We start from the raw sequence: 19,882 nt of genomic DNA, 5'->3' as shown, positions 1-19,882 counted from the left end.
TTCTGCTCATATACTAAAAATAAGCAGCTCCTCCTATTTATACAAAAAAAAGGCTGCCTTTTCAGACAGCCTCTTTTAAAAATCATTTGACCATTATTATTTTCTTCTAAAAATTTCGGGAACTCTGTTTATATACATTCGTTGGTAGGTAGGTTCAAACATTTCCCCGTCTCCTATGATCTTCAGGTTGCTTTCAGGTCTTTTTTGTTGCCCTGCATCCGCCCCAATTTGGGGAATCCCTTTGATATGATTGACGGCTGCCTGTAAAAAAGGCTCATTAAGATCTCCTAAAACACCTAGGTTGTTAATGTTTTCTACCAGTTCAACATCAGGATCCAGTCCGTTGAAATAGTCGGATTTTCCGTTGGCATTAGCCGACTTCAGAACAAGAGGTTGTAGGGCATAGGTATGGTCCTTATTAATATCGGAATCTTTGGAAAAATCTTCGCTGTCATATAAAGTTACTGAAGCCTGGAATTTACCCGTGGTAGTTTCGCCTATCTGTATTACATTAATGTACGGTTCAAGACCATTAATGATAAGTTCACTGGCCGAAGCGGTACTTGCAGTGGACAACACATAAACTTTCGAAAGATTAAGGCTGTTGATGCTCTCTCCTGTTCTAATTTTACTGTCAAATAAATTTAATAATCGTTCAGGTGCATTCTCTTCAAAGTAGGCCTGATAAGTTTCATTCCACATTTCCTGCATAAAAACTTCTCCTTCGAATTGACCCGTGATCATACTCGCAAGATCTACGGCCGAATCTACATCTCCACCTCCATTATATCTAAGATCCAGAACGAGCTCCTCAACTCCTTCAGACTTAAGTTCTCCAAATGCCTGATTAAGTTCATCATCAAAATTTCCTATAAAGCTGTTATACATGAGGTAACCTACTCTGGTTCCATCTACATCAAAGGTTTTTACCAAATGGACAGGATTTGCAGTATAGGACGCGTAGTTTAGAGTAACGGTCTCGTCTGTAAGCACAATAGTGCCACCTTCAACTTTTCCGATATTAATTGTAAAAGAATCGGAATCCAGCAGCGACTCGAGGTTATTAAGAGTGATCTTTTGTCCGTTGATTTCTGTAAAAACAGTTCCGCGGGTAAGGCCGGCATCGGCTGCAGGTGTATTGGGAATGACGTATTGCAGGAAGCCAAATAAATTATTGGTACCGCTAATTTGACCAAGGCCAAAATTCATTCCTGCAGTACTACTGCTCACGCCGTTAAAACTTTCTTCCAGGGCTTCGTAATCATCTGTTATAAAACTGAAGCGATCGCTGGAAGATTTAAGGTTCTTGAAAAGTGATTCAGGTGAACTAAACCCTGCCAGATAATCCAGTTTATCGTCCTCTGTATCAAAATAAGTATCGGCAAGAACAGGAACATCGGCTTTATACAGGTAGATTTCGTTCATTCCTGCATAAATAAACTCTTCGATCTCAAGCTCACTTTCCTGGGTAGTTTCCTCCGGATTATTAGTGCTGTTATTCTCTTCCAAAGCCTCGTCGTCTTTAGAGCAGGAAGTAAAAATAAAAGTGAATAAAACTAATATCAGGGGGAAGTTCTTCATTTTCATAAGCAGATTTTTTTAAGCCGGAAAGGAAGTGTCTATAAGGTTTTTCCGTAATTTTTTCAGTTATGTATCTGCAGCAACTGTGCCATAATCAGCAGGTTATTAGTTAATTGGGAATTTTAATATAGGTTGTGATTGGGAAGTGAGAGATGATTTTTAGCCAATTTTGTTAATTGCTAATGATGATGGTCTTTCTTCTCTTTTTCCTTCCTTTCGGCTTCTCCTGCCTGTTTTTTAAGTTTAATAATCGTGTAGATAATCACGGCTATGAGTACGGCACCCATTATTAATGCGTAGCCCAGGGCAGTATTTGACATCAAAAATTTCATCCCTTCTAAAATAGGGATTTTTCTTTAAATTTCCTGCTTGATGTAGAGATATACCAATCCGGTAATAATTGCCATTACGAAGCTAAGGAGCGTGCCTATCAGGACGTATTCGGTGAGTTTCCTGTCTTTCGCCCGGGAGAGATCACTAAACCTCAAAATCGATTTTGCAGCTATGAGCCACCCTATGGCTTGCCATTGCTGGAGCACAATGAAACCAAACACCAGGAATCGCTCGAGCATTCCAATGTATTTTCCTGCCTGGGGTAACGAATCTTCTTCGCTGTCTTCGGGTAATTCCCAGCGGTTCATTAATAGTCTCATAATAATTGCTGAAACCGGTCCTAAAAACACGAGGCAAATGATGAAAAGCACAACAGCAGAGTCAAAAAATCCTGTCCATTCAATTTGGAATGGATAATAACTATAGACTACCCCAGTGATGACCAGTAGATGTGCTAATTGATCTATAACAAATAATCTACCTCTGTTAGCATCGGTTTCAAGCGTTAATTTTAAGAGGTCTATTAAATAATGTGTTACTAATATAACCACTATTCCTATCCAGAAGCTTAGATTAAAATTCAGCAATAATAACATTGCAACAGCATGAACAGTGATGTGCAGGTAGAGCAGGGGAGATCGATATTTTTTTTGCCTTTTCTGGGCCACCCATCCATCTGGTTGCAACAGGAAATCTCCTAACATGTGGGCCAGCAACAATTTAAGGGCAAGTGCTGTCATAAGTTATGTATTTGGTTGCGGTAGAAAGCTTCAAGTTGCATTATCTCATCAAAACCACCTCTTTTTAAGGCTTCACTTAAACTGCTTTGGGATTTGTTCAACTGTTTTGCCAGCTGCGTCTGACTTTTTTCAGGATTTTGCAGAAAAACACTTATAGTCCCGGCTACGGTTGAACTCCAATTATTCATGGTAAGCAAGGCTAAATTAAAGAGCAGGTTTAAAACTTCATCTTTTTGCGGATCTCCGGTGATAATTCCTAAATTTTGTTTCTTGAGATTTTCAAAACATTCCCCTGAACGCACAAATGCTAAACCGTTAGATTCACTTACTTTTTCTGCCTTGTGGTCCTGTTCCCCAATTCCTATTGCCATTCTTACATCAAGATCCCGAAGTTGTTTGATTTCGGCTTTTACTTGAAGAGCAGCATAAAATGCCATTTTTGGAGAAAGCAAAAGCTGAAAACTATCCCCCCGCGTAATTTCCCAGTTCACGGGATTTTCCCCATACTGTTCAAGCGTATTTTTGAGCACAGGCAGCCATTGCCCGGCTGGTTCTGTCCTGGAATTAATTATATCTCCTGTAATAACTGCTATCATGTTGGAAATATCGCACATTAAGCCGATATATCCAAATATCGCATTATAACCCGATAATGCAAATTATCGGTATTTAATCCGATAATTTATTATTCAGAAGATAGATGCCAAAATTTATTACCAGAACCTTGGAAAATTCTTTCTTGAAATTCCCATGGTTCTATTGAAACCAAACCTTCTACTGGAAGAAAATACTCTAATATTTTCTCTTTTCTGGTAGTCCTGTAGAAGATGAGTTATAAAGATATTCATAGTTTGTGTTCTTTGTTGTTGTTATCATTAGAAAACGAAACTATATTAGCATTTAAAACAATCAATTATGGCAAAGACGAAAATAACAGTAAATAACAATGGCTCTCTTATCATTGATGGAGACTTTCAAATTGTAGATAAGAACGGCAATACCTATGATTTGGGTGGCAGGGACAAAGTGAGTCTTTGTCGCTGCGGAAAATCGGCAAATAAGCCATTTTGTGATGGTTCCCATCGTGGACATTTCGAACACGAGGCCGAAGCTTTTGATCTTCCGCCAAAGCCATAAAGCGAACAGAGGAACAAAAAAGAAGAAGAAAATACTCCAGTTATTAAAAGGACCCGGCTCTCTCCGGGTCCTTTTTTTTGTCCACAATTTATTTCTGCTGCCTCATGTTAATGGAGGGATATGACAAATATCATTCTTTGGATCATAAGTAGTTTCTACCTTTAATGTGCTGGTTAATAAAGGATTTTTGAGAAAGATCAGGAAGAACCAACGCTTCTCTCTTTTGTATGAAGCGGGATCAAAAGCTATCCCGGGCTTGGAAATATCGATGGATTAAGAGAGCTTACAAATAGACTTTTTGAGGAGAGACCCTCCCAATATAATGGTGTAGTTACTAATTTCTTAATCTACTGTTATGCAAGTCAAAAAAAATCCGAAGGCAGATCTGGGTAGAAATAGTATGATCTTTTTCCAGGTGGGCCTGGTGGTAATGCTTGGTCTTACCTACTTTGGCCTGGAATGGAAATTTTACGGGAATGAGGAAATGGATCATCAAGAGGTGCAGGTATCAGATTTTGAGCAGGAAGACATTCCCATCACACAACTAAATACACCTCCACCGCCTCCGCCGCCTCCACCACCTCCAATGCCCGAAGTTATTGAGGTCGTGGAAGACCAAATAGAAGTTGAGGAAACTAAAATCCGGTCCACTGAAAGTAGTCAGGATGATAAAATTGAGAAAATAGTTGAGGTAGAAGAAATTGCCTATGAAGAGGAGGAGGAGGAAATTGAAAAAGTTCCTTTTATGGTAGTTCAACAAATTCCCACCTTTCCCGGGTGTGAAAATATTAAGAACAAAGCCGATCAAAAGAAATGCATGTCTCAGAAAATTGATGACCATGTAAAAAAGCATTTTGACGTTAGAATTAGTGAAGAACTGGGGCTCACCGGGATGAACAGGATCTATGTGGTCTTCAAGATCAATGAACATGGTGATGTTGCCGATATACGAGCAAGAGGACCTAATAAGAGACTTGAAGAGGAAGCAATGCGGGTAGTTAATCTCTTACCTAAAATGATTCCCGGCAGGCAAAGGGACAAACCTGTTGCAGTTGAGTATTCCCTGCCAATCATGTACGAGATAAGGGATCGAATCTAAAATTGTCCATACAATTGATAGCGTGAGGCTGTCTAAAGAGCTGTTATAACGTCTTTCTGAATTTATATCAGAATCTTCAGGTGGACGAATTGAAGGCTTTTAAGACAGCCTCATTTATTTTTTGAAATGGATTTTTCAGAATAAATCATCTGATTTTTACAATTACCTGATTCCCAATCCGGTTCAAGGGTACAGAGAAAATTGTGGATATCTAATTCAAAATTTCTTCTCTATGACCTTTCTAAAATGATATTTTTGGCTCCCTAAAAAGACTGAGATATGAGCGTAACCTGGTATGAATGTAAGGTGAAATACAGAAAAACACACGAAACGGGAGAACAGAAAGTTAGCACAGACACTTATTTACTGGATGCGGTGTCGTATACCGAAGCAGAATCACGAATCACTGAGGAAATGAAGGCGTATACCAGTGAAGAATTCCGGATCACGAATTTAAAGGTGGCAAATTTTTCGGAAGTTCATCCTTTTGAAAATTCCGATCGCTGGTTCAAGTCAAAGGTTTCCCTGGTAGCACTTGATGAGGAGAGCGGGAAAGAAAGAAAAACCAATATTTACTTACTGGTGCAGGCCAATGACATAAAAGAGGCTTTTGAGAACACTACAAAAGTAATGGCAGATACTATGGGGGATTACACTATTCCTTCAATAACCGAATCTCCAATTTTAGATGTGTTCCCATATTTTACCGGAGAAGAAGAGCAACTGGAGAAATTCAATGTTGTGGATAATTCTGAAAAATCAGAAGAGGAAAAAACAGAAACGACAGAAGCTGTCTAATCCCAAAAAATTAAAATTTTTGAAACACCTTCTTTTCTTAAGGAGGTGTTTTTTTTGTCTTCATTTTTACTCGATCAAGCTTTAAGGATCCTGCTCAGGCTATAAAATACCCCCCTTTCTTTTTTGACTTCTTTATTAATAGTAGGAAATTATCCAATGTTGTGGATTTTTTCCTACTTCTTAAAAATTATTCTTACTTTTACCTTTTTGAAAACCTTTCATGAAAGATCAGTTATTTGCGGTTATTGATGTAGAGACCACAGGGGGAGGAATAAACGGTAATCGTCTTACCGAGATTTGTATCGTCTTATTGCGCGGCGAAAAAGTCGTAGATAAATTCACAAGTCTTATAAATCCCGAAAAGGAAATTCCGCGGCAGATCACCGGGTTAACAGGGATCGATAATTCCATGGTTGCCGATGCTCCAAAGTTTTATGAAGTAGCAAAAAAGGTGGAAGAGCTTACCAGAGATGCAATTTTTGTAGCTCATAATGTCAATTTCGATTACAATGTACTGCGGAATGAATTCAGGGAGCTGGGTTTTGAGTATAACCGCAGGAAGCTTTGCACCGTGCGTCTTTCAAGAAAACTTATTCCCGGATTGTTTTCATACAGCCTGGGAAGGTTGTGTGATTCTATAAATATACCTCTTAATAACCGGCACCGCGCCGAAGGGGATACAGATGCAACTGTGATCCTTTTTCAACGCTTGTTGTCCCTGGATGATGATTACAGGGTGATCAATTCTTTCCTGCATGCCAGGTCCAGACAAGCCACCTTACCGCCACATATTGATGCCGAACAGGTTCATAGTCTTCCGGAAAGTCCAGGTATTTACCTGTTCAAGGACAGGCAGCATAAAGTTATATATGCGGGGAAAGCCATTGATATTAAGAAGCGGGTAGTTTCTCATTTTTACGATCGTATGAGCAAAGAATATGAGCTGGGGCAGGAGACTTTCCACATAGATCATGAAACTACGGGCAGTGAACTTGTAGCGCTTCTTCTCGAAGCAGAATGTATAAGGAAATATTATCCGAAATTCAACAGAGCCCAGAAACGGCCGGGGCCGGTGTACCAGATCATTAGTTACACCAATCAACGTGGCATCCTGCAACTGGCACTGGAAAGGACCAATAAGCTTAGAGAATCTGTGAGTACCTTTTACAGCCGGGCTTTGGCACAGGAAAAACTGGAGTACTTATGTCGGGAATACAAGCTGTGCCCAAAATATTGCAGTTTGCAGAGCAATGTGGAGGAATGTTCACATTATGAAATTATTAGTTGTGAAGGCATTTGTTCCGGAACAGAAAATGCTGAAAATTATAATGAAAAAGTGGTGGCAGCCAGTTTATCTCTTTCCGAAGAATCTTCAACTTTTGTTATTAGGGAGAAAGGCAGGCACTTTGAAGAAGAGGCTTTTGTCCTGGTCCAGGATGGGAAATACCGTGGCTTCGGCTTTATTGATAAGGAAGTCCAGGTGAGTAGCCCTGAAGATTACGAACCTTTTTTAAAGCCGCAGACGGCCACTTACCACACTTATAAGATCTTAAGTAATTACCTGCGGAAACAAGGAGCACCCAAAGTGATCTTTTTTGAAAATTCAGAAGAGGCTAAGATGGTTCGCCCGGCAGCAAGGGCTAATAAGAATGCCATGGTAATGGCTTCACACCAAACGCTGTCATTATTTAGTTAACCAGAAATTTTTAACCATAATTGTAACAACAACTTCAGTTTAATTCTCCTGTTCTTCACTCATTAAGAAACTTAAGAAGAACTGTGCTGAATTTGTAGCTATGCACTACTGCAAAAAAAAAAGTTACCGAACTGCCCCGGTAACTTTCTATTTCAGAAGGCATCCAAAAAGGATAGATTTTCTGCTTATTTTTTTACAGGTAATTCCCGGGTCAACCAACCTCTTCTACTTGCTGTGGCCATAGCGTAAGGGGTGATCCAGAACAGGCCGAAAGTATAAAATATGCTGTATGAATAAGCCCAAAAAGCTTCAGCTATATTATACTTCTTAGCGTAAAAGAACGCAGGCAGACTTGAGAATATCAAAATACTTAAAAGGGTAGAGCTAATAAACATCACAGGATATAAGACCAGTAATACGAGCATGATGAAGACCAGGGGATATGCGGTTAACATATGCATCCATTGGTTTAGTAGCAAAAGACGGGTGCCCGATCTTGAGCCAGCTCTAAAGGGTTTAAAAGCGAACTTTGACATCATGAGATTTTCCCGCACATTACTTCTTTCCCATCGGGTGAACATCTTGTGCAAACTGCTGAATTTTTCAGGAATATTAGTAAGTACGTAGGCATTACGCTGGAAAAGAACGTGGTAACCCTGTTTCAGGATCATATTGGTCATGGCGCGATCTTCACCAATATCCGACGGTTGTCCCATAAAGGTTTGGTTGATCCATTCTGGCAGGCAGGTCATAACGGCCTTACTTCGATAAGCCGCCAAGGCACCGGGAGTACATAGTACAGAACCCAACACACTTTGAGCAGATCGTATAAACTCAAAACTGAATACAAAACTCACATTCAGCATACGGGGGATGATCGCTTTTTCATTATTCAAAACCCGAACATTTCCTGCCACTGCGCCACAGTCTTTATTGACTACAAAGGGAGAAACAAGATTGCGCAATGTATCTTTTTCCACAATAGAATCGCTGTCCACTGTTACAAAAACTTCCCCTGTACCCATGTTGAAGCCACGATAAAGCGCATGCCTTTTTCCCTGGTTATGTGGTTGTTGAAAAATCGAAACACGGTCTCCCAGTTTCTCTTTAGCTTTTTTCATCCAATCCCATGTGTCATCTTTACTTCCATCATCAATTGCTATTACCTGAAGCTTTTCCTCGGGATAAAGGCTGTTAGTGAGGCTTATTAAAGTATCATAAACCTGTCTGCCTTCATTATATGCGGGTACGATAACGGTACAGGATGGCAATTCCTCATTTTGAACCGAATCGACCGGCTTATAACGAAAGAACAGCCTGGAAATGTATGCCAGAAAACTTAGTCGAAATATTAACAGGAAGCTGGTTAGGAATAACAGGATCATACCTCCCACGGTATCCATTCTGCTCATATTCATTTCCTCAAACTGAGGTTGCAACAGGTAAACGGAAAGAGCTCCACCCAGCAGGAGCAAAAATGTGCCCGCAAGAGTAAAAAGGTGCCTTTTAGTGAAAGATGCTTTCTTGTAGTTTGCTGAAACCTCGTTTCCCGTTTCCTCTGTTATGCTATCCTGTTGTTTTGTTTTATTTTCTATTTTAAATTTTTCAGTCGAAGCCGAAGGGGGTAATTTAAATGCTTTTGTTATCATAGTCTGTTTTAATCTTTTTAGGTGGACCTGAGCTTCAGTTCGCGATAAGAAACTTTGAACAGCCCCGGTTAAGATCCATATGGTTTATACCAAATTGTATACCTCAAATAGCCAACCCTGGAAATCAGGAGGTTTATCAAAAGTGGCGGGAGGGAAGTTGTGGTGCAGCAGAAAAAGTTGTGGAATTTTTCTACATAAATCTGGGAATAGTGAACAATGGTTTAACAGAATTGCAATAAAAAATAAGATCCAGCCAGGTAGATTGCCGGTTTGTTATAAAATCCTTATTTTTAATTACCTACTACTGTAGCCAGTAGTTTTTACATTAATAAAAACCAATGATTATGAAAAAACAAAATTTAACCCCTCTAGCATTCATTCTCGGAATAATGGTCTCTGCACTCTTCGCTTCCTGCGAGGAACGGGAACAGGAAATTAACCTTGCGGAAAATGAAGCTCAACGGCAGGAGGTTTACGAACAGATCCTGAGTGATGATGAACTTTTTAATGAGTTCATGGAAGAGATGACCGAAGACAGAAATATGATGCGGAACATGTACACCCGGGAACAGGTGGAGGCATCAATGATGGCCGATCCTGAAGTTATGGATTCCGTTTTGGTAGGTGTTTACGCTGTGATGGAAAAAGACAGTATGTTGATGCGCAATCCTGAAAGACGGGAACGTATGATGCAGAACATGACGAGAATGATGGAGCGCGACACTGCCATGTACATGGAGATGCAGGAAAGAATGGAAGAAGGGCGAATGAATGAATAAATAAGCATTAGCCAGCTAAGCGGCCACCAATTGAAATAAAGATATTATGGATTGAAAATTTGATCTGTGACGACTCATCCTGCCATAGAACTTAGGTGTGATCATGATTGAAATATTTTCAAAAGATCAGTTGCAACTCTATACTTTCTTTTGGGGTAGGCGATATACGTGATAAGAGACTAAACCCAGCCAGATAACAATCAGGGAAGATACCGCGCGCTCATAAGCACCCTCTATAGTCGTTGGGATCAATGGCATTAGAGGTGCCAGCACAAGCCATATTCCGGCGAACCATCGGGAAAGATTTTTCAGGTAAGGCTTGAGATGTTTTAGATCAAAGCTCATAAGTACAAGAAGTGCAGGGAATAGAAGCGCCAAAGCATAGACCAGTTTACGATGTATGGTATTTCCCGGCCTACCTGCATATTGATTGTGTTCTGCTATAAAGATGATATCTACAGCTAAAAGCACAAGGATCAAAAGGCCAAAAAACCATTTTGTGCCAGAGCTTTTCCAGACGAAAAGTCCTAAGGCAAGGCCAAGAAAACCAATTGCCAGTAGATCAAGCCCCAAGTCCTGGATCCAGCCGTATTTACCTATGGCCAGCATGCTAATGGTATTACCAATGGGGTTATGGGCTTCATGAACCATGATCCCAATAATATCACCTGCCACCACCCCCAAACAACCCAGGATTCCGGTTACTCCGCTAATCTTGTAAATCAATTCTTTACTCACAAATTTGGTTTTTCCAGATAGTCTCATCTTTTTAGAATTGAAAACCTAGGTTGGGCCGCAAAGAAACAAAATCTCGTGAGTCTTATATAGTTTCTTTGCTGCTTAAATGTTTTTTTAGAATCCGCCGTTAGTTTGAGTGGCGCCGTATGTTCGAGAAATTTTTTCTGAGTTGTAAGCCAAGAAAAAATTATATCGGGAACAAAGGCATGTACTAAAAACCACTTGGTTCTCAATTTTAATTCGTTCCTGCTATCGCAGGTCCCAATTCACTCGGACTTAATGAGTCGAGAGTAGAGGCGTTTACCAGCATCTGGATTGGCAGGCATTCATATAAACCAGAGAGATTAAAAAAAAGGCATTTCTATTTTTCATTACCTTTTACCTGGGCATGGTTGAGCACAGCAACCAGGATCACTCCCCCAAGTATGTTGCCTATAAGCGATGGTACCAGATAACCTCCCAATACTTCTCCCCAGCTTGCCGCTCCGGAAAAAGCCAGCGTGAAAGTTTCGGAAGAACCCGCGATGACATGGCTTAGTTCGGCAATTCCAACGATCCAGGTGATGATGATGATTACCCATACCCGTGCCGTTTCAGCAAAAGGTAGAAGCCAAACCATCAGCGCAATAAGCCATCCTGCAAAAATCCCTCGCAGCAGAATCGTGGAAAAGTCGGGGGCCAGGGCTTTTGAACCCAGGGCTATAAAAGCCTCCTGAACTTCCGGTTCAAAGGCAGATGTCTTTGCCGCGATCCAGGAGATTAGAAATACACCTAATAAATTTGCCACCAATACTACCCCCCATAACCTGAGTACATTTTTAAAGGTTTTTATATCCTTGCGGTGGAGTAGCGGCAAAACTGGAGTGAGAGTGTTTTCTGTAAACAGTTGTTGCCGGGCCAGGATAATGGCTAAGAAGCCTATGCTGTAGCCAAAGTTGGCAACAAGCGGTCTCCAGTCGGCCTCAGGCAGGTAGGTGTGCAAAATACCTTCGGTGATCATGGAGAGGCTCATGGTAAGGCCTGCAGCAAAGCCTGACCAGAAAAGCGCACTAGTAGAACGCTCTAATTCCGACTCTGCTTCCTTAAAAATGGTTTCATGAACAACAGCGGCAGAAGGGGATTGTCTTCTTTCGGTTTCAATAAAATAATCTTCCTTTTCTAACATGATTTTGAGCTTAAATTTTAAGGTAGTGCAGTAAGCCAAACCGGGAAAAATTTTAACAAAACTATTGCTATTGGTGATCTGGAAAAAAGCCGTAAATACAAATGATTTGTATTGAGCTGCAAGGGAAGAAAGAATAAATCTGGAAAAGGTGAATTCTAAAAAATATTTCTTTGTGGAAAACTGCTTTTCCCTGCCAGTATTTCATTTTACAATACGCAGACCGGAAATTCTCCAGGAATTGTAAGAGTAGAAGGGAGCAAGCAATAAGTTTCAAGTTGTTGGTAGTTTTCTTTCTATTCTGCAATGTCAATCACCACATTTCCTTTTTTTCGTCCCCTGTCAACATATTCATGAGCTTTTACTATTTCATCAAGTTTGAAATATCTGTCGATAAAGGGTTTTAAAATTCCTTTTTCAGCCATTTCTTTTATCAACTTAAGATGTTCATCCTTTTCTTTAGTCATCGTTTTAATTGAAACGAAAATACCTCCGTTTTTAAATACCTTTTTTGCTTTTGATTTTGTTGTTTTTCCAACAGCATCAAAAATTATATCGAATTTTTCATTGCCTTCAGAATAGTCCTCTTTTTTATAATCTATGAGATTTTCAGCGCCTAATGATCTTACCATTTCAAAATTAGAAGTGCTGCACACCCCAGTTACTCTTGAGCCTTTTTGGGTTGCGATTTGAACTGCATAGCTGCCAACACTTCCCGAAGCACCGTAGATCAAAACGTTCTGGCCATTTTTCAATTTCGCCTTTTCTAAGAAATAGATTGCAGTCATTGCTCCAACCGGTAATGCTGCAGCCTCATGAAAACTTAAATTCTGTGGTTTTAAATTAAGAACCCCACCTTTCCATTTTTCAGGTAAGCAAATGTATTCAGCATAGGAGCCGGTTTTCAGCATTGTGGTGGTTCCAAATACCTCGTCCCCAACATTAAACCCAGAAACATTTTTCCCTGTCTCTTCAACGACGCCGGCAAATTCATGTCCCAAAATTTTCTTTTTGGGTTTAAAAAGACCAAAAATTAATCGGGCAGGAAGCCAGAACAAAGGTGGAAAATCAGAACTGCGGAGTCTTACATCTCCCGAAGTGACAGTTGCTGCATGTATTTTTACCAGGATCTCATTTTCCTTAGGTTGTGGCTTTTCTATTTGCTTTAGCTTAAGAACTTCTGGTGGGCCATATTCCTCATAAATTACTGCTTTCATTTTCATCTTTTTACTTTAGGTCATTAAGCGCTTTTCTCGAGGAGAAAATTGAATTCAACAATGGTTCCCTGATCAACTCTTTCTCTCATCTTTCCATTTAGTTGCCGGGTTAATAATTGTACCAGCTGGGAGCCAAAACCGGTACCTTTGGGAGCCAGACCTGCTGTTTTTCCGATCCCATTATCTCTCACCTCCAGTTTTAAATTTTGATCTCCGTCCTTTTCCAGACTTATATTGATAACGCCCTGTTGCTCTTGTGGGAATGCATATTTTAGAGCGTTGGTAAGCAGCTCGTTTACAATAAGACCAATGGGAACGGCAGTATCCACATCCAGTTCCAGATTATCCATAGCACATTCTATTGTCACCCGCTCTTCTGCATTGAAGCTGTCGAGAATCCCCTCACTCAGATTTATGAAGTAATCTTTCATTTCAATACTACCAAGGTTTTTCCCCTGATATAACTTCTGATGAATAATCCCCATCGATTGCACCCGATTCTGACTCGCGATCATGGCCTCTTTAGTAACAGGATCTTCTATTTGCGCCGATTGTAAAGCAATAAGGCTTTTCACCATTTCCAAATTGTTCTTTACCCGGTGGTGTATCTCCTTCAGCAGCAACTCTTTTTCCGCATTTTTGGCACGTATGATCTTAGTGGCTTTTTTGTTCCTGTAGAAGAAATAAAATAAGGATACCAGGAAAATCAGCAACAGCGAGGCAATCACAATAATGAGCTTTTGCATCTTGTTTTTTTGCTCAATCAAAGCCGCCTGTGATGCCAGGGCCTCATCCTTTTTTTCAGTTTCATATTTTATGGCCATTTCAGATTCTATACTACTAATCCTGTCTTCCAGCATCTTTTCAGAATTTGCGTGCGCTTTCTCTTTATAGACCAGGGCATTCCTGAAGTCGCCTAATTGCCTGTAAGCTTCTGCAAGATCTAAATAGGGCTGGATGAGACCCACTTGCCCTTTATCTTCATAAGCATTTACGCCTGCCAAAAGATGACCCAAAGCCTGTTTATAATTCTCCTGCAACAGGTAAATATGTCCAATTTCAGTGCGATAGGTGGCGCAGCGTTCTTCCCCTATGTGCTTCTTGCACAATTCCCATGCGGTCATATAATCTTTTAAAGCATTGTCATAATCCTTTGCTTTAATATAGACATCCCCGCGATAGGAGTATGCTCTCACCGGGACAAAGATTTCTTCAGGTGCTTTGGTTCTAACAATTTCCAGGCAGGCTTCTGTTGCTTCGTAGGCCTTTTCAAATTCTCCCAGTTCTCCATAACCAATGATCAAATTAAATTGAGCAATGGCCAGCGCACTATAATCTTCGGTTTTTTCCAGTAACGGGATCGCCTGATTTGTATATGCAATGGATTTTTCGAAATCTCCCGTTACGCGATATTTTACCCCTAAGGTGCGATAGGCACTTCCCAGGCCGGCGGTGTCATTGAGATCTTCGTACAGTTCTATGGACTTGAACAACACTTCCTGTGCTTTTTCTAACTCTCCTGCGTTTAGGTAGTCTATGGCAAGGGACCGGTAAGCATCTGCAACTTTCTGTTTATTATTTGCCTTTAAGTGGTATTTCAGCGCCTTTTCTGCATGATCCACTACAGAGTCCGGTGAAAACACTCCATTATAAGAATGCCAGCTCGCTAATGATTCATGAATCTGGGCAATTGTGCTATCTGGTGCTGTTTCCAAACTACGGTTTAAAGTTCTAAGGCCTATGGCGTGAAAATCCTCCAGATTCTCTGCGGAAGTTTCGTTAGTGCGCATCCAGGTAAGTATAGAATCAATTGGCTGATTCGCGCCCGGAACCTGAGACTGCGAAAAGCAGAAACCGGAACAAATCCAAACCAGTGTTATGGCCGAAATTATTTTGTACATACCGCTAAATAAGCCGGGGGAAGAATTAATATTCTTGTAACCTGAAATATACGACAATCCCATATAAGAATTGGTATTACGTTTTTATAAGTATCTGGGATACAGTCAATTTATAATTTTTGAATATTTTTTTCTTCGGAAGAAATCGGGAAAGGATTTTCGGGTTAGGTTAAAAAAAATTATAATCTTATCAATGCTTTTTCCATCCGCTTTGCCGTCAATTCAAATGATTTTCAAAACCTGTTCTCAATACATGACGGTTTTGAAAAATGTATTGCAAAGCTTCAGTCTCCAATTCAATTAACCTAACCTTTAGCTATTAAAGTCCTTTTTCTTATTCCTGACTCTTTCTCCCAATCCCCAATCCCCAATCCCAATTAACCATTCCCCAAAACAATCTTCCTATCTTTATCTTTCTAAAAAAAGAACTCTCAGCCTTTATGCGCATCTTCAATGCCCACCAGAATAACCTCAAAAACATTTCTCTTAATATTCCTGAAGATCAACTTATCGTGGTGACCGGTTTATCGGGTTCGGGGAAATCTTCGCTGGCGATGGATGTGATTGCCAATGAAGGATACCGCTATTTCCTGGAAAGCCTGCCGGCCTACAAGCAGCAGAATGCGCAGTTGATCCCCACTGCCGAGGTCGATGAGATACAGGGGTTGCCGCCGGTGATCAAGGTGGAGCAGTCGAAAAGATTTCGGTCTGTAAATGCCACTTTTGGCACTCTATCTGAGCTTGCCGCGATCTTCCGGATCCTTTTTGCGCGCTATGCCGACACAGTGACGATGAGCAAGTCGCTCTTTTCCTTCAACCATCCAAAAGGCGCCTGCGAATGCTGTAACGGACTGGGGCAGGCGGAGTATATAGATCTTGGAAAGCTGGTGGGGGATGAGAACAAGACGCTGAGGGAAGGCGCCATTACCACAACTTTGCCCGGCGGCTACATTGTATATTCGCAGATTACGGTGGAGGAACTGGATAAGGTGTGCCGGGCTCACGATTTTAGCGTGGATATACCCTGGAAGGAGCTCACAGCTGAACAACGAGATGTGGTCCTGAATGGAAGTGACCGCATCAAGGTGTTCTACGGAAAACATACCTTGGAATCCCGGTTAAGATGGGAAGGCCTTAAGGCAAAGCCCCGCGAAGAAGGATACTACAAAGGCATGCTGCCCATTATGAATGATATCCTAAAAAGGGATCGCAATAAGAACATTTTAAAATTTGTCAGTTCCCGGGTTTGTCCCGATTGTAAAGGCGCACGAATAAAAGCAGAACATCTCAAATACAAATGGCAGGGGCTGAACTTCCGGGAATGGATGGATCTGCCTTTAAGCGATCTTTATGACCGACTGAAAAGTCTGCATCTTTCAGCCGGGGAACAACTTTTAGTGGAAAAGATCTACGGACAGTTGTACGACCTGCGCCGCCTTGGGATGCAGGAGTACAGCCTAAGCACTCCCAGCAGTGAAATTTCTTCCGGGGATGCCCAGCGTATTAAATTGATCAGGCAGGTGAACAGTAGCCTGCAGGGGATTTTGTATGTATTTGATGAGCCTTCCATCGGTTTAGCTGAAGATTATCAACACTATTTGCGACATATCCTCAAGCGCCTTATAAGCCGCGGAAATACTGTCATGGTGGTAGAGCACGATCTGAATTTTATCAGGGCTGCCGACTGGATCATCGAATTAGGTCCGGAAGCCGGAGTGCACGGGGGTGAAGTGGTTTTTAACGGACCTATCCAGGAATTTTTATCTGCGGAAGGGCTGGCGACTCCGACTTTAGCCGAATTACAAAGAGAAAACTCCAAACCAGACAAGCAGCCTACACACGTATCAGCCGACTCCTTTCAGCCTCAACCGGGAGAACTGACGGTGGTGAGCAGGAAAACACCAAAAATTCTGCAAAGGCTTTCCGCAGCCTGCGAAAAAAAAGAGTGGAACCTCCAGACGGTATCCGATCAGCCTATCGGGAAAACGCCCAGGAGCAATCCCGCTACCTATACTGGTCTGGCCGATAAGATCCGCGATCTGCTGGCAAAATCCCCTGAAGCCAAATCTTTGAAAATGGCAAAGAACGCCTTTTCTTTTAATAACAAGAGCGGAAGGTGTGAAACCTGTGAAGGTGCAGGGGTTATCACCCTTTCTATGAATGTGATGGGGTCAATTAATCAGGTCTGTCCGGAATGTAATGGCAAACGCTTTAAACCTGAAGTGCTGCAGGTGCATTGGAACAACAAAAATATTGCAGACATCTATGAACTGAGCATAGAAGAAGCTGCGGACTTTTTTTCCGAAGAAAAGCAGCTCAGTAAAATCCTGACTTTGATGCTGCAACTGGGACTGGGTTATATCAAGTTGGGGCAACCCTCGAATACATTATCTGGTGGGGAAGCGCAGCGGATAAAACTCACAAAGCATTTTGCGAAACAATTCAAAAAGACGCTGTTGGTACTGGAAGAAACGGGTATAGGCTTACACCGGCAAAATGTGAGGCAGCTGTTAAAGGCTTTACATGAGCTAAAAAATCAAACCGCAGGAATTATTTGCTTTGAACAGCATCCGCTATTTAAAGATTCCTGTGATACCCTGGTGGATAATGCTCTGAAAGCTGAGGCGGCAGATCTGAAAGAACCGGCAGTGCAGCCCCGGGATAAGATATCTGTTAAGGGCGCCCGCACGCACCACCTTAAAGACCTTAACCTGGACCTGCCTAGAAACAAGTTATCTGTGATCACAGGTATTTCGGGTTCGGGGAAATCCTCGCTTGGGATCGACACACTGCATGGTTTTGGACTGCAGGAAATGACCAAACAGTTTTCGGCTTATCAGCAGTCCAGGACAGGCGTGAATTTTCAGCTGGAAGTTGACAGCATTGAAGGACTTACGCCCACGATCTGCATCACCCGTAAGGAAAAGAGGTTTACGGAGCGATCCGAACTTGCCAAACAAACCGGGATAGACAGGATCCTGCGGTTTGCCTTCTCCCGGAAGGCGCAGTACGAAGGCAGCGAATTATCTGCCAGTCATTTTTCCAACAATCACGAACTGGGAAAATGCGCCGTTTGTGATGGAATGGGCCAGGAGTTCCTGCCCGATCCCGATAAAATAGTGTTGGATCAAAACAAAAGCATCACCGACGGACTCTTTGAACACAACAAAGCTTTGGCTTATTATGGGCACTCGGGCAGTCAGTTTATGGCCATTGTTAGGGAGCTGGGGAAGACGTATGGATTTGACTTGGAAACGCGATTTAAGGAGCTGACAGAAGGGCAAAGAGAAATCCTGTTTTACGGGACCGGCGAAAGAGTCTGGAAGGCGCAATGGGTTTTTAAAACCAAAACCCGGGAAGGTACGCAGGAGGTAAGCATGCGGTGGGAAGGGCTTTTCCATTACTTAAAGGAAGAATATTACAAAACCCGGAAAAACAAAAATATTGATAAGCTCAGGGCACTTTTTTCTCCTGCGGAATGCAGCCACTGCGAGGGTAGCGGATTAAAGCCCGAGCGACTGCGCTTTCAAATTGGAGGAAAACCCATTCACGATATTAAGGCTATGGATTTTAATGCCCTCGAAAAATGGCTTTTTTTGAAGGATATTCAGGAAGAGGTGGATCAAAAACTGGTCTCCGGTATTCGCCCTCATTTGATCAATACCATCCAAAGGGCAAAGCAACTACATCTTGATCACCTGCAGCTCAACCGGAAATCGTCTACACTTTCGGGAGGGGAAAACCAAAGGGTGGCATTGATTACTCAATTAAACTCTCCGCTCAAAGGGATCACCTATCTTTTAGATGAACCTTCGGCAGGATTGTCTAATGACAATATCCCCGATTTGCTAAATATTCTGCAAGAATTGCTTGAAAAAGGTAATACGGTGATCGTGATCGAGCACAACAAGGAGATCATCCTTGCGGCAGACCGACTAGTGCAGCTGGGACCGAAGGCGGGAAAGTTCGGAGGTGCTATTACATTCGAAGGCACTCCCCGGGAATTTTTAAAACAGCCCGATTGTCATCCTTTCTTAAAAACTCCTTTTAAAGCGTTGGCATTAAAGGCAGGGCAGGAGGTAATTGCAATCCGGCACCTGTCAAGGCACACTTTAGTCAGGGAAGCGCTGGAAGTGCCGGTGGGTGGGATCACCGCCATTAGTGGAAAATCAGGGATAGGTAAAACAACGCTGGTAAAGGACATTCTGATCCCAAGTATTCAAACAAATAGACCGGTGTATTGTGAAAGTATAAAGTTTCCGAAGCAGTATACAGCAGCGCATTATTTTGAAACTAAAAAACTTCGTTCCCATGCGAGTACTCTATTAGTTTCTTATCTGGAGCTATTGCCGGAGATCAGCAGGATCTTTGCGGGGGAAACGGGCCTAAAGCCAAAAGATTTTTCTTATAAAACAAAAACCAGTCAGTGCACCAACTGCAAGGGCAAAGGCTTTATTGAAATCTCTTTGGATGTAACTGCCAATGCGATTGAGATCTGCGAGGTCTGTAAGGGAAAACGCTATCAGCCGCAAATTCTGGGGCACTTGGTAAACTCAAAAAATATAGCGGAGGTACTCGCTCTGAACATTTCGGAAGTAAAAGCGTGGCTGGAGGAGGTGAAGGCTTCTGCTAAAAATCTTGAGTTCTTAGAGCAGCTGGAGGTGATCGGCCTGGCGCATCTTAATCTGGAGCAGCCGGTACAGTCCCTTTCTTCGGGTGAGAAGCAACGTTTATTGTTATTGAACTGGCTGCAGGACCAGGCTACCGGCGCTCTTTACATTTTGGATGAACCCAGCACCGGATTGCATTATGCAGATATTGACCTGTTATTTGCGATCCTCAAAAAGCTGAGCAAAAAAAATGATATTCTTGTCATTGATCACAATCCATATTTGTTAGGAAAGATAGGAGTAGGACTGGTTTTATAGTGAGATTTTTGATTAGATGCTGAAAAGAGAATTTTTGCAACGGCAGGTTCAGCATGACGGGGTGGAGCGATTGTCAGCGTCATCCTGAATTGATTTCAGGATTTAGTGGGGTGAGAACAGAGGC

At 41.8% G+C, this 19,882-nt stretch carries 15 protein-coding genes; 6 read left to right on the top strand and 9 right to left on the bottom strand.

From position 1 onward, the window contains the following. Positions 1-96: 96 nt before the first annotated feature. From LA313_RS09880 to LA313_RS09865, 4 genes are all read right to left on the bottom strand, one after another. Positions 97-1,587, bottom strand: coding sequence for a S41 family peptidase (locus LA313_RS09880; protein WP_228914532.1), 1,491 nt, complete (start codon positions 1,585-1,587; stop codon positions 97-99). A 173-nt stretch (positions 1,588-1,760) separates the two neighbouring features. Then, the gene (locus LA313_RS09875) at positions 1,761-1,913 is read right to left on the bottom strand and encodes a hypothetical protein (RefSeq protein ID WP_228914531.1); all 153 of its coding nucleotides are present in this window, start codon (positions 1,911-1,913) and stop codon (positions 1,761-1,763) included. Positions 1,914-1,937: 24 nt separating this feature from the next. Further along, the gene (locus LA313_RS09870; RefSeq protein WP_228914530.1) at positions 1,938-2,654 is read right to left on the bottom strand and encodes a DUF3307 domain-containing protein; all 717 of its coding nucleotides are present in this window, start codon (positions 2,652-2,654) and stop codon (positions 1,938-1,940) included. Beyond that, a complete protein-coding gene (locus tag LA313_RS09865) occupies positions 2,651-3,268 on the bottom strand; it encodes a SatD family protein (protein WP_228914529.1) in 618 nt (205 codons plus the stop codon). The genes LA313_RS09870 and LA313_RS09865 overlap by 4 nt, the downstream gene beginning before the upstream one ends. Positions 3,269-3,569: 301 nt before the next feature. Here LA313_RS09865 and LA313_RS09860 point away from each other — a divergent pair, with 301 nt between their 5' ends. The 4 genes from LA313_RS09860 to LA313_RS09845 all read left to right on the top strand — a co-directional run bounded on the left by LA313_RS09860 (position 3,570) and on the right by LA313_RS09845 (position 7,384). Continuing rightward, positions 3,570-3,791 (top strand): CDGSH iron-sulfur domain-containing protein, encoded by a 222-nt coding sequence (locus LA313_RS09860; protein ID WP_228914528.1) that lies wholly within the window; start codon positions 3,570-3,572, stop codon positions 3,789-3,791. A gap of 355 nt (positions 3,792-4,146) precedes the next feature. Then, on the top strand, positions 4,147-4,890 hold the full coding sequence (locus LA313_RS09855) for an energy transducer TonB (RefSeq protein ID WP_228914527.1): 744 nt from the start codon (positions 4,147-4,149) through the stop codon (positions 4,888-4,890). Between the two features lie 279 nt (positions 4,891-5,169). Continuing rightward, the gene (locus LA313_RS09850; protein ID WP_228914526.1) at positions 5,170-5,688 is read left to right on the top strand and encodes a DUF4494 domain-containing protein; all 519 of its coding nucleotides are present in this window, start codon (positions 5,170-5,172) and stop codon (positions 5,686-5,688) included. 220 nt (positions 5,689-5,908) lie between these two features. Continuing rightward, positions 5,909-7,384 (top strand): exonuclease domain-containing protein, encoded by a 1,476-nt coding sequence (locus LA313_RS09845; protein WP_228914525.1) that lies wholly within the window; start codon positions 5,909-5,911, stop codon positions 7,382-7,384. 185 nt (positions 7,385-7,569) lie between these two features. On the opposite strand, the gene LA313_RS09840 is transcribed toward LA313_RS09845, so the two are convergent. After that, positions 7,570-9,033, bottom strand: a complete 1,464-nt coding sequence (locus tag LA313_RS09840) for a glycosyltransferase (RefSeq protein WP_228914524.1) — start codon at positions 9,031-9,033, stop codon at positions 7,570-7,572. A gap of 344 nt (positions 9,034-9,377) precedes the next feature. Here LA313_RS09840 and LA313_RS09835 point away from each other — a divergent pair, with 344 nt between their 5' ends. Continuing rightward, a complete protein-coding gene (locus LA313_RS09835; RefSeq protein WP_228914523.1) occupies positions 9,378-9,812 on the top strand; it encodes a hypothetical protein in 435 nt (144 codons plus the stop codon). A 138-nt stretch (positions 9,813-9,950) separates the two neighbouring features. On the opposite strand, the gene LA313_RS09830 is transcribed toward LA313_RS09835, so the two are convergent. The 4 genes from LA313_RS09830 to LA313_RS09815 all read right to left on the bottom strand — a co-directional run bounded on the left by LA313_RS09830 (position 9,951) and on the right by LA313_RS09815 (position 14,830). After that, positions 9,951-10,550, bottom strand: a complete 600-nt coding sequence (locus LA313_RS09830; protein WP_228914522.1) for a DUF998 domain-containing protein — start codon at positions 10,548-10,550, stop codon at positions 9,951-9,953. Positions 10,551-10,911: 361 nt separating this feature from the next. Further along, entirely contained in the window at positions 10,912-11,715 is an 804-nt protein-coding gene (locus tag LA313_RS09825) for a formate/nitrite transporter family protein (RefSeq protein ID WP_228914521.1), read from the bottom strand. Between the two features lie 293 nt (positions 11,716-12,008). Next, positions 12,009-12,929, bottom strand: a complete 921-nt coding sequence (locus LA313_RS09820) for an NAD(P)-dependent alcohol dehydrogenase (protein ID WP_228914520.1) — start codon at positions 12,927-12,929, stop codon at positions 12,009-12,011. Positions 12,930-12,952: 23 nt separating this feature from the next. Next, a complete protein-coding gene (locus tag LA313_RS09815) occupies positions 12,953-14,830 on the bottom strand; it encodes a sensor histidine kinase (protein WP_228914519.1) in 1,878 nt (625 codons plus the stop codon). A gap of 440 nt (positions 14,831-15,270) precedes the next feature. Here LA313_RS09815 and LA313_RS09810 point away from each other — a divergent pair, with 440 nt between their 5' ends. Beyond that, a complete protein-coding gene (locus LA313_RS09810; RefSeq protein ID WP_228914518.1) occupies positions 15,271-19,758 on the top strand; it encodes an ATP-binding cassette domain-containing protein in 4,488 nt (1,495 codons plus the stop codon). Positions 19,759-19,882: the final 124 nt, after the last annotated feature.

Source organism: Salinimicrobium sediminilitoris, from assembly GCF_020866905.1.
Lineage (GTDB): Bacteria > Bacteroidota > Bacteroidia > Flavobacteriales > Flavobacteriaceae > Salinimicrobium > Salinimicrobium sediminilitoris.
Note: the sequence above shows the minus strand (reverse complement) of the source record. Positions and strands in the feature narration are given on the sequence as shown.

Excerpts from the sequence above, each read along its gene's own strand:
- LA313_RS09880 (WP_228914532.1), bottom strand. The coding sequence starts at position 1,587 with ATGAAAATGAAGAACTTCCCCCTGATATTAGTTTTATTCACTTTTATT.
- LA313_RS09875 (WP_228914531.1), bottom strand. The coding sequence starts at position 1,913 with ATGAAATTTTTGATGTCAAATACTGCCCTGGGCTACGCATTAATAATG.
- LA313_RS09870 (WP_228914530.1), bottom strand. The coding sequence starts at position 2,654 with ATGACAGCACTTGCCCTTAAATTGTTGCTGGCCCACATGTTAGGAGAT.
- LA313_RS09865 (WP_228914529.1), bottom strand. The coding sequence starts at position 3,268 with ATGTGCGATATTTCCAACATGATAGCAGTTATTACAGGAGATATAATT.
- LA313_RS09860 (WP_228914528.1), top strand. The coding sequence starts at position 3,570 with ATGGCAAAGACGAAAATAACAGTAAATAACAATGGCTCTCTTATCATT.
- LA313_RS09855 (WP_228914527.1), top strand. The coding sequence starts at position 4,147 with ATGCAAGTCAAAAAAAATCCGAAGGCAGATCTGGGTAGAAATAGTATG.
- LA313_RS09850 (WP_228914526.1), top strand. The coding sequence starts at position 5,170 with ATGAGCGTAACCTGGTATGAATGTAAGGTGAAATACAGAAAAACACAC.
- LA313_RS09845 (WP_228914525.1), top strand. The coding sequence starts at position 5,909 with ATGAAAGATCAGTTATTTGCGGTTATTGATGTAGAGACCACAGGGGGA.
- LA313_RS09840 (WP_228914524.1), bottom strand. The coding sequence starts at position 9,033 with ATGATAACAAAAGCATTTAAATTACCCCCTTCGGCTTCGACTGAAAAA.
- LA313_RS09835 (WP_228914523.1), top strand. The coding sequence starts at position 9,378 with ATGAAAAAACAAAATTTAACCCCTCTAGCATTCATTCTCGGAATAATG.
- LA313_RS09825 (WP_228914521.1), bottom strand. The coding sequence starts at position 11,715 with ATGTTAGAAAAGGAAGATTATTTTATTGAAACCGAAAGAAGACAATCC.
- LA313_RS09820 (WP_228914520.1), bottom strand. The coding sequence starts at position 12,929 with ATGAAAGCAGTAATTTATGAGGAATATGGCCCACCAGAAGTTCTTAAG.
- LA313_RS09815 (WP_228914519.1), bottom strand. The coding sequence starts at position 14,830 with ATGTACAAAATAATTTCGGCCATAACACTGGTTTGGATTTGTTCCGGT.
- LA313_RS09810 (WP_228914518.1), top strand. The coding sequence starts at position 15,271 with ATGCGCATCTTCAATGCCCACCAGAATAACCTCAAAAACATTTCTCTT.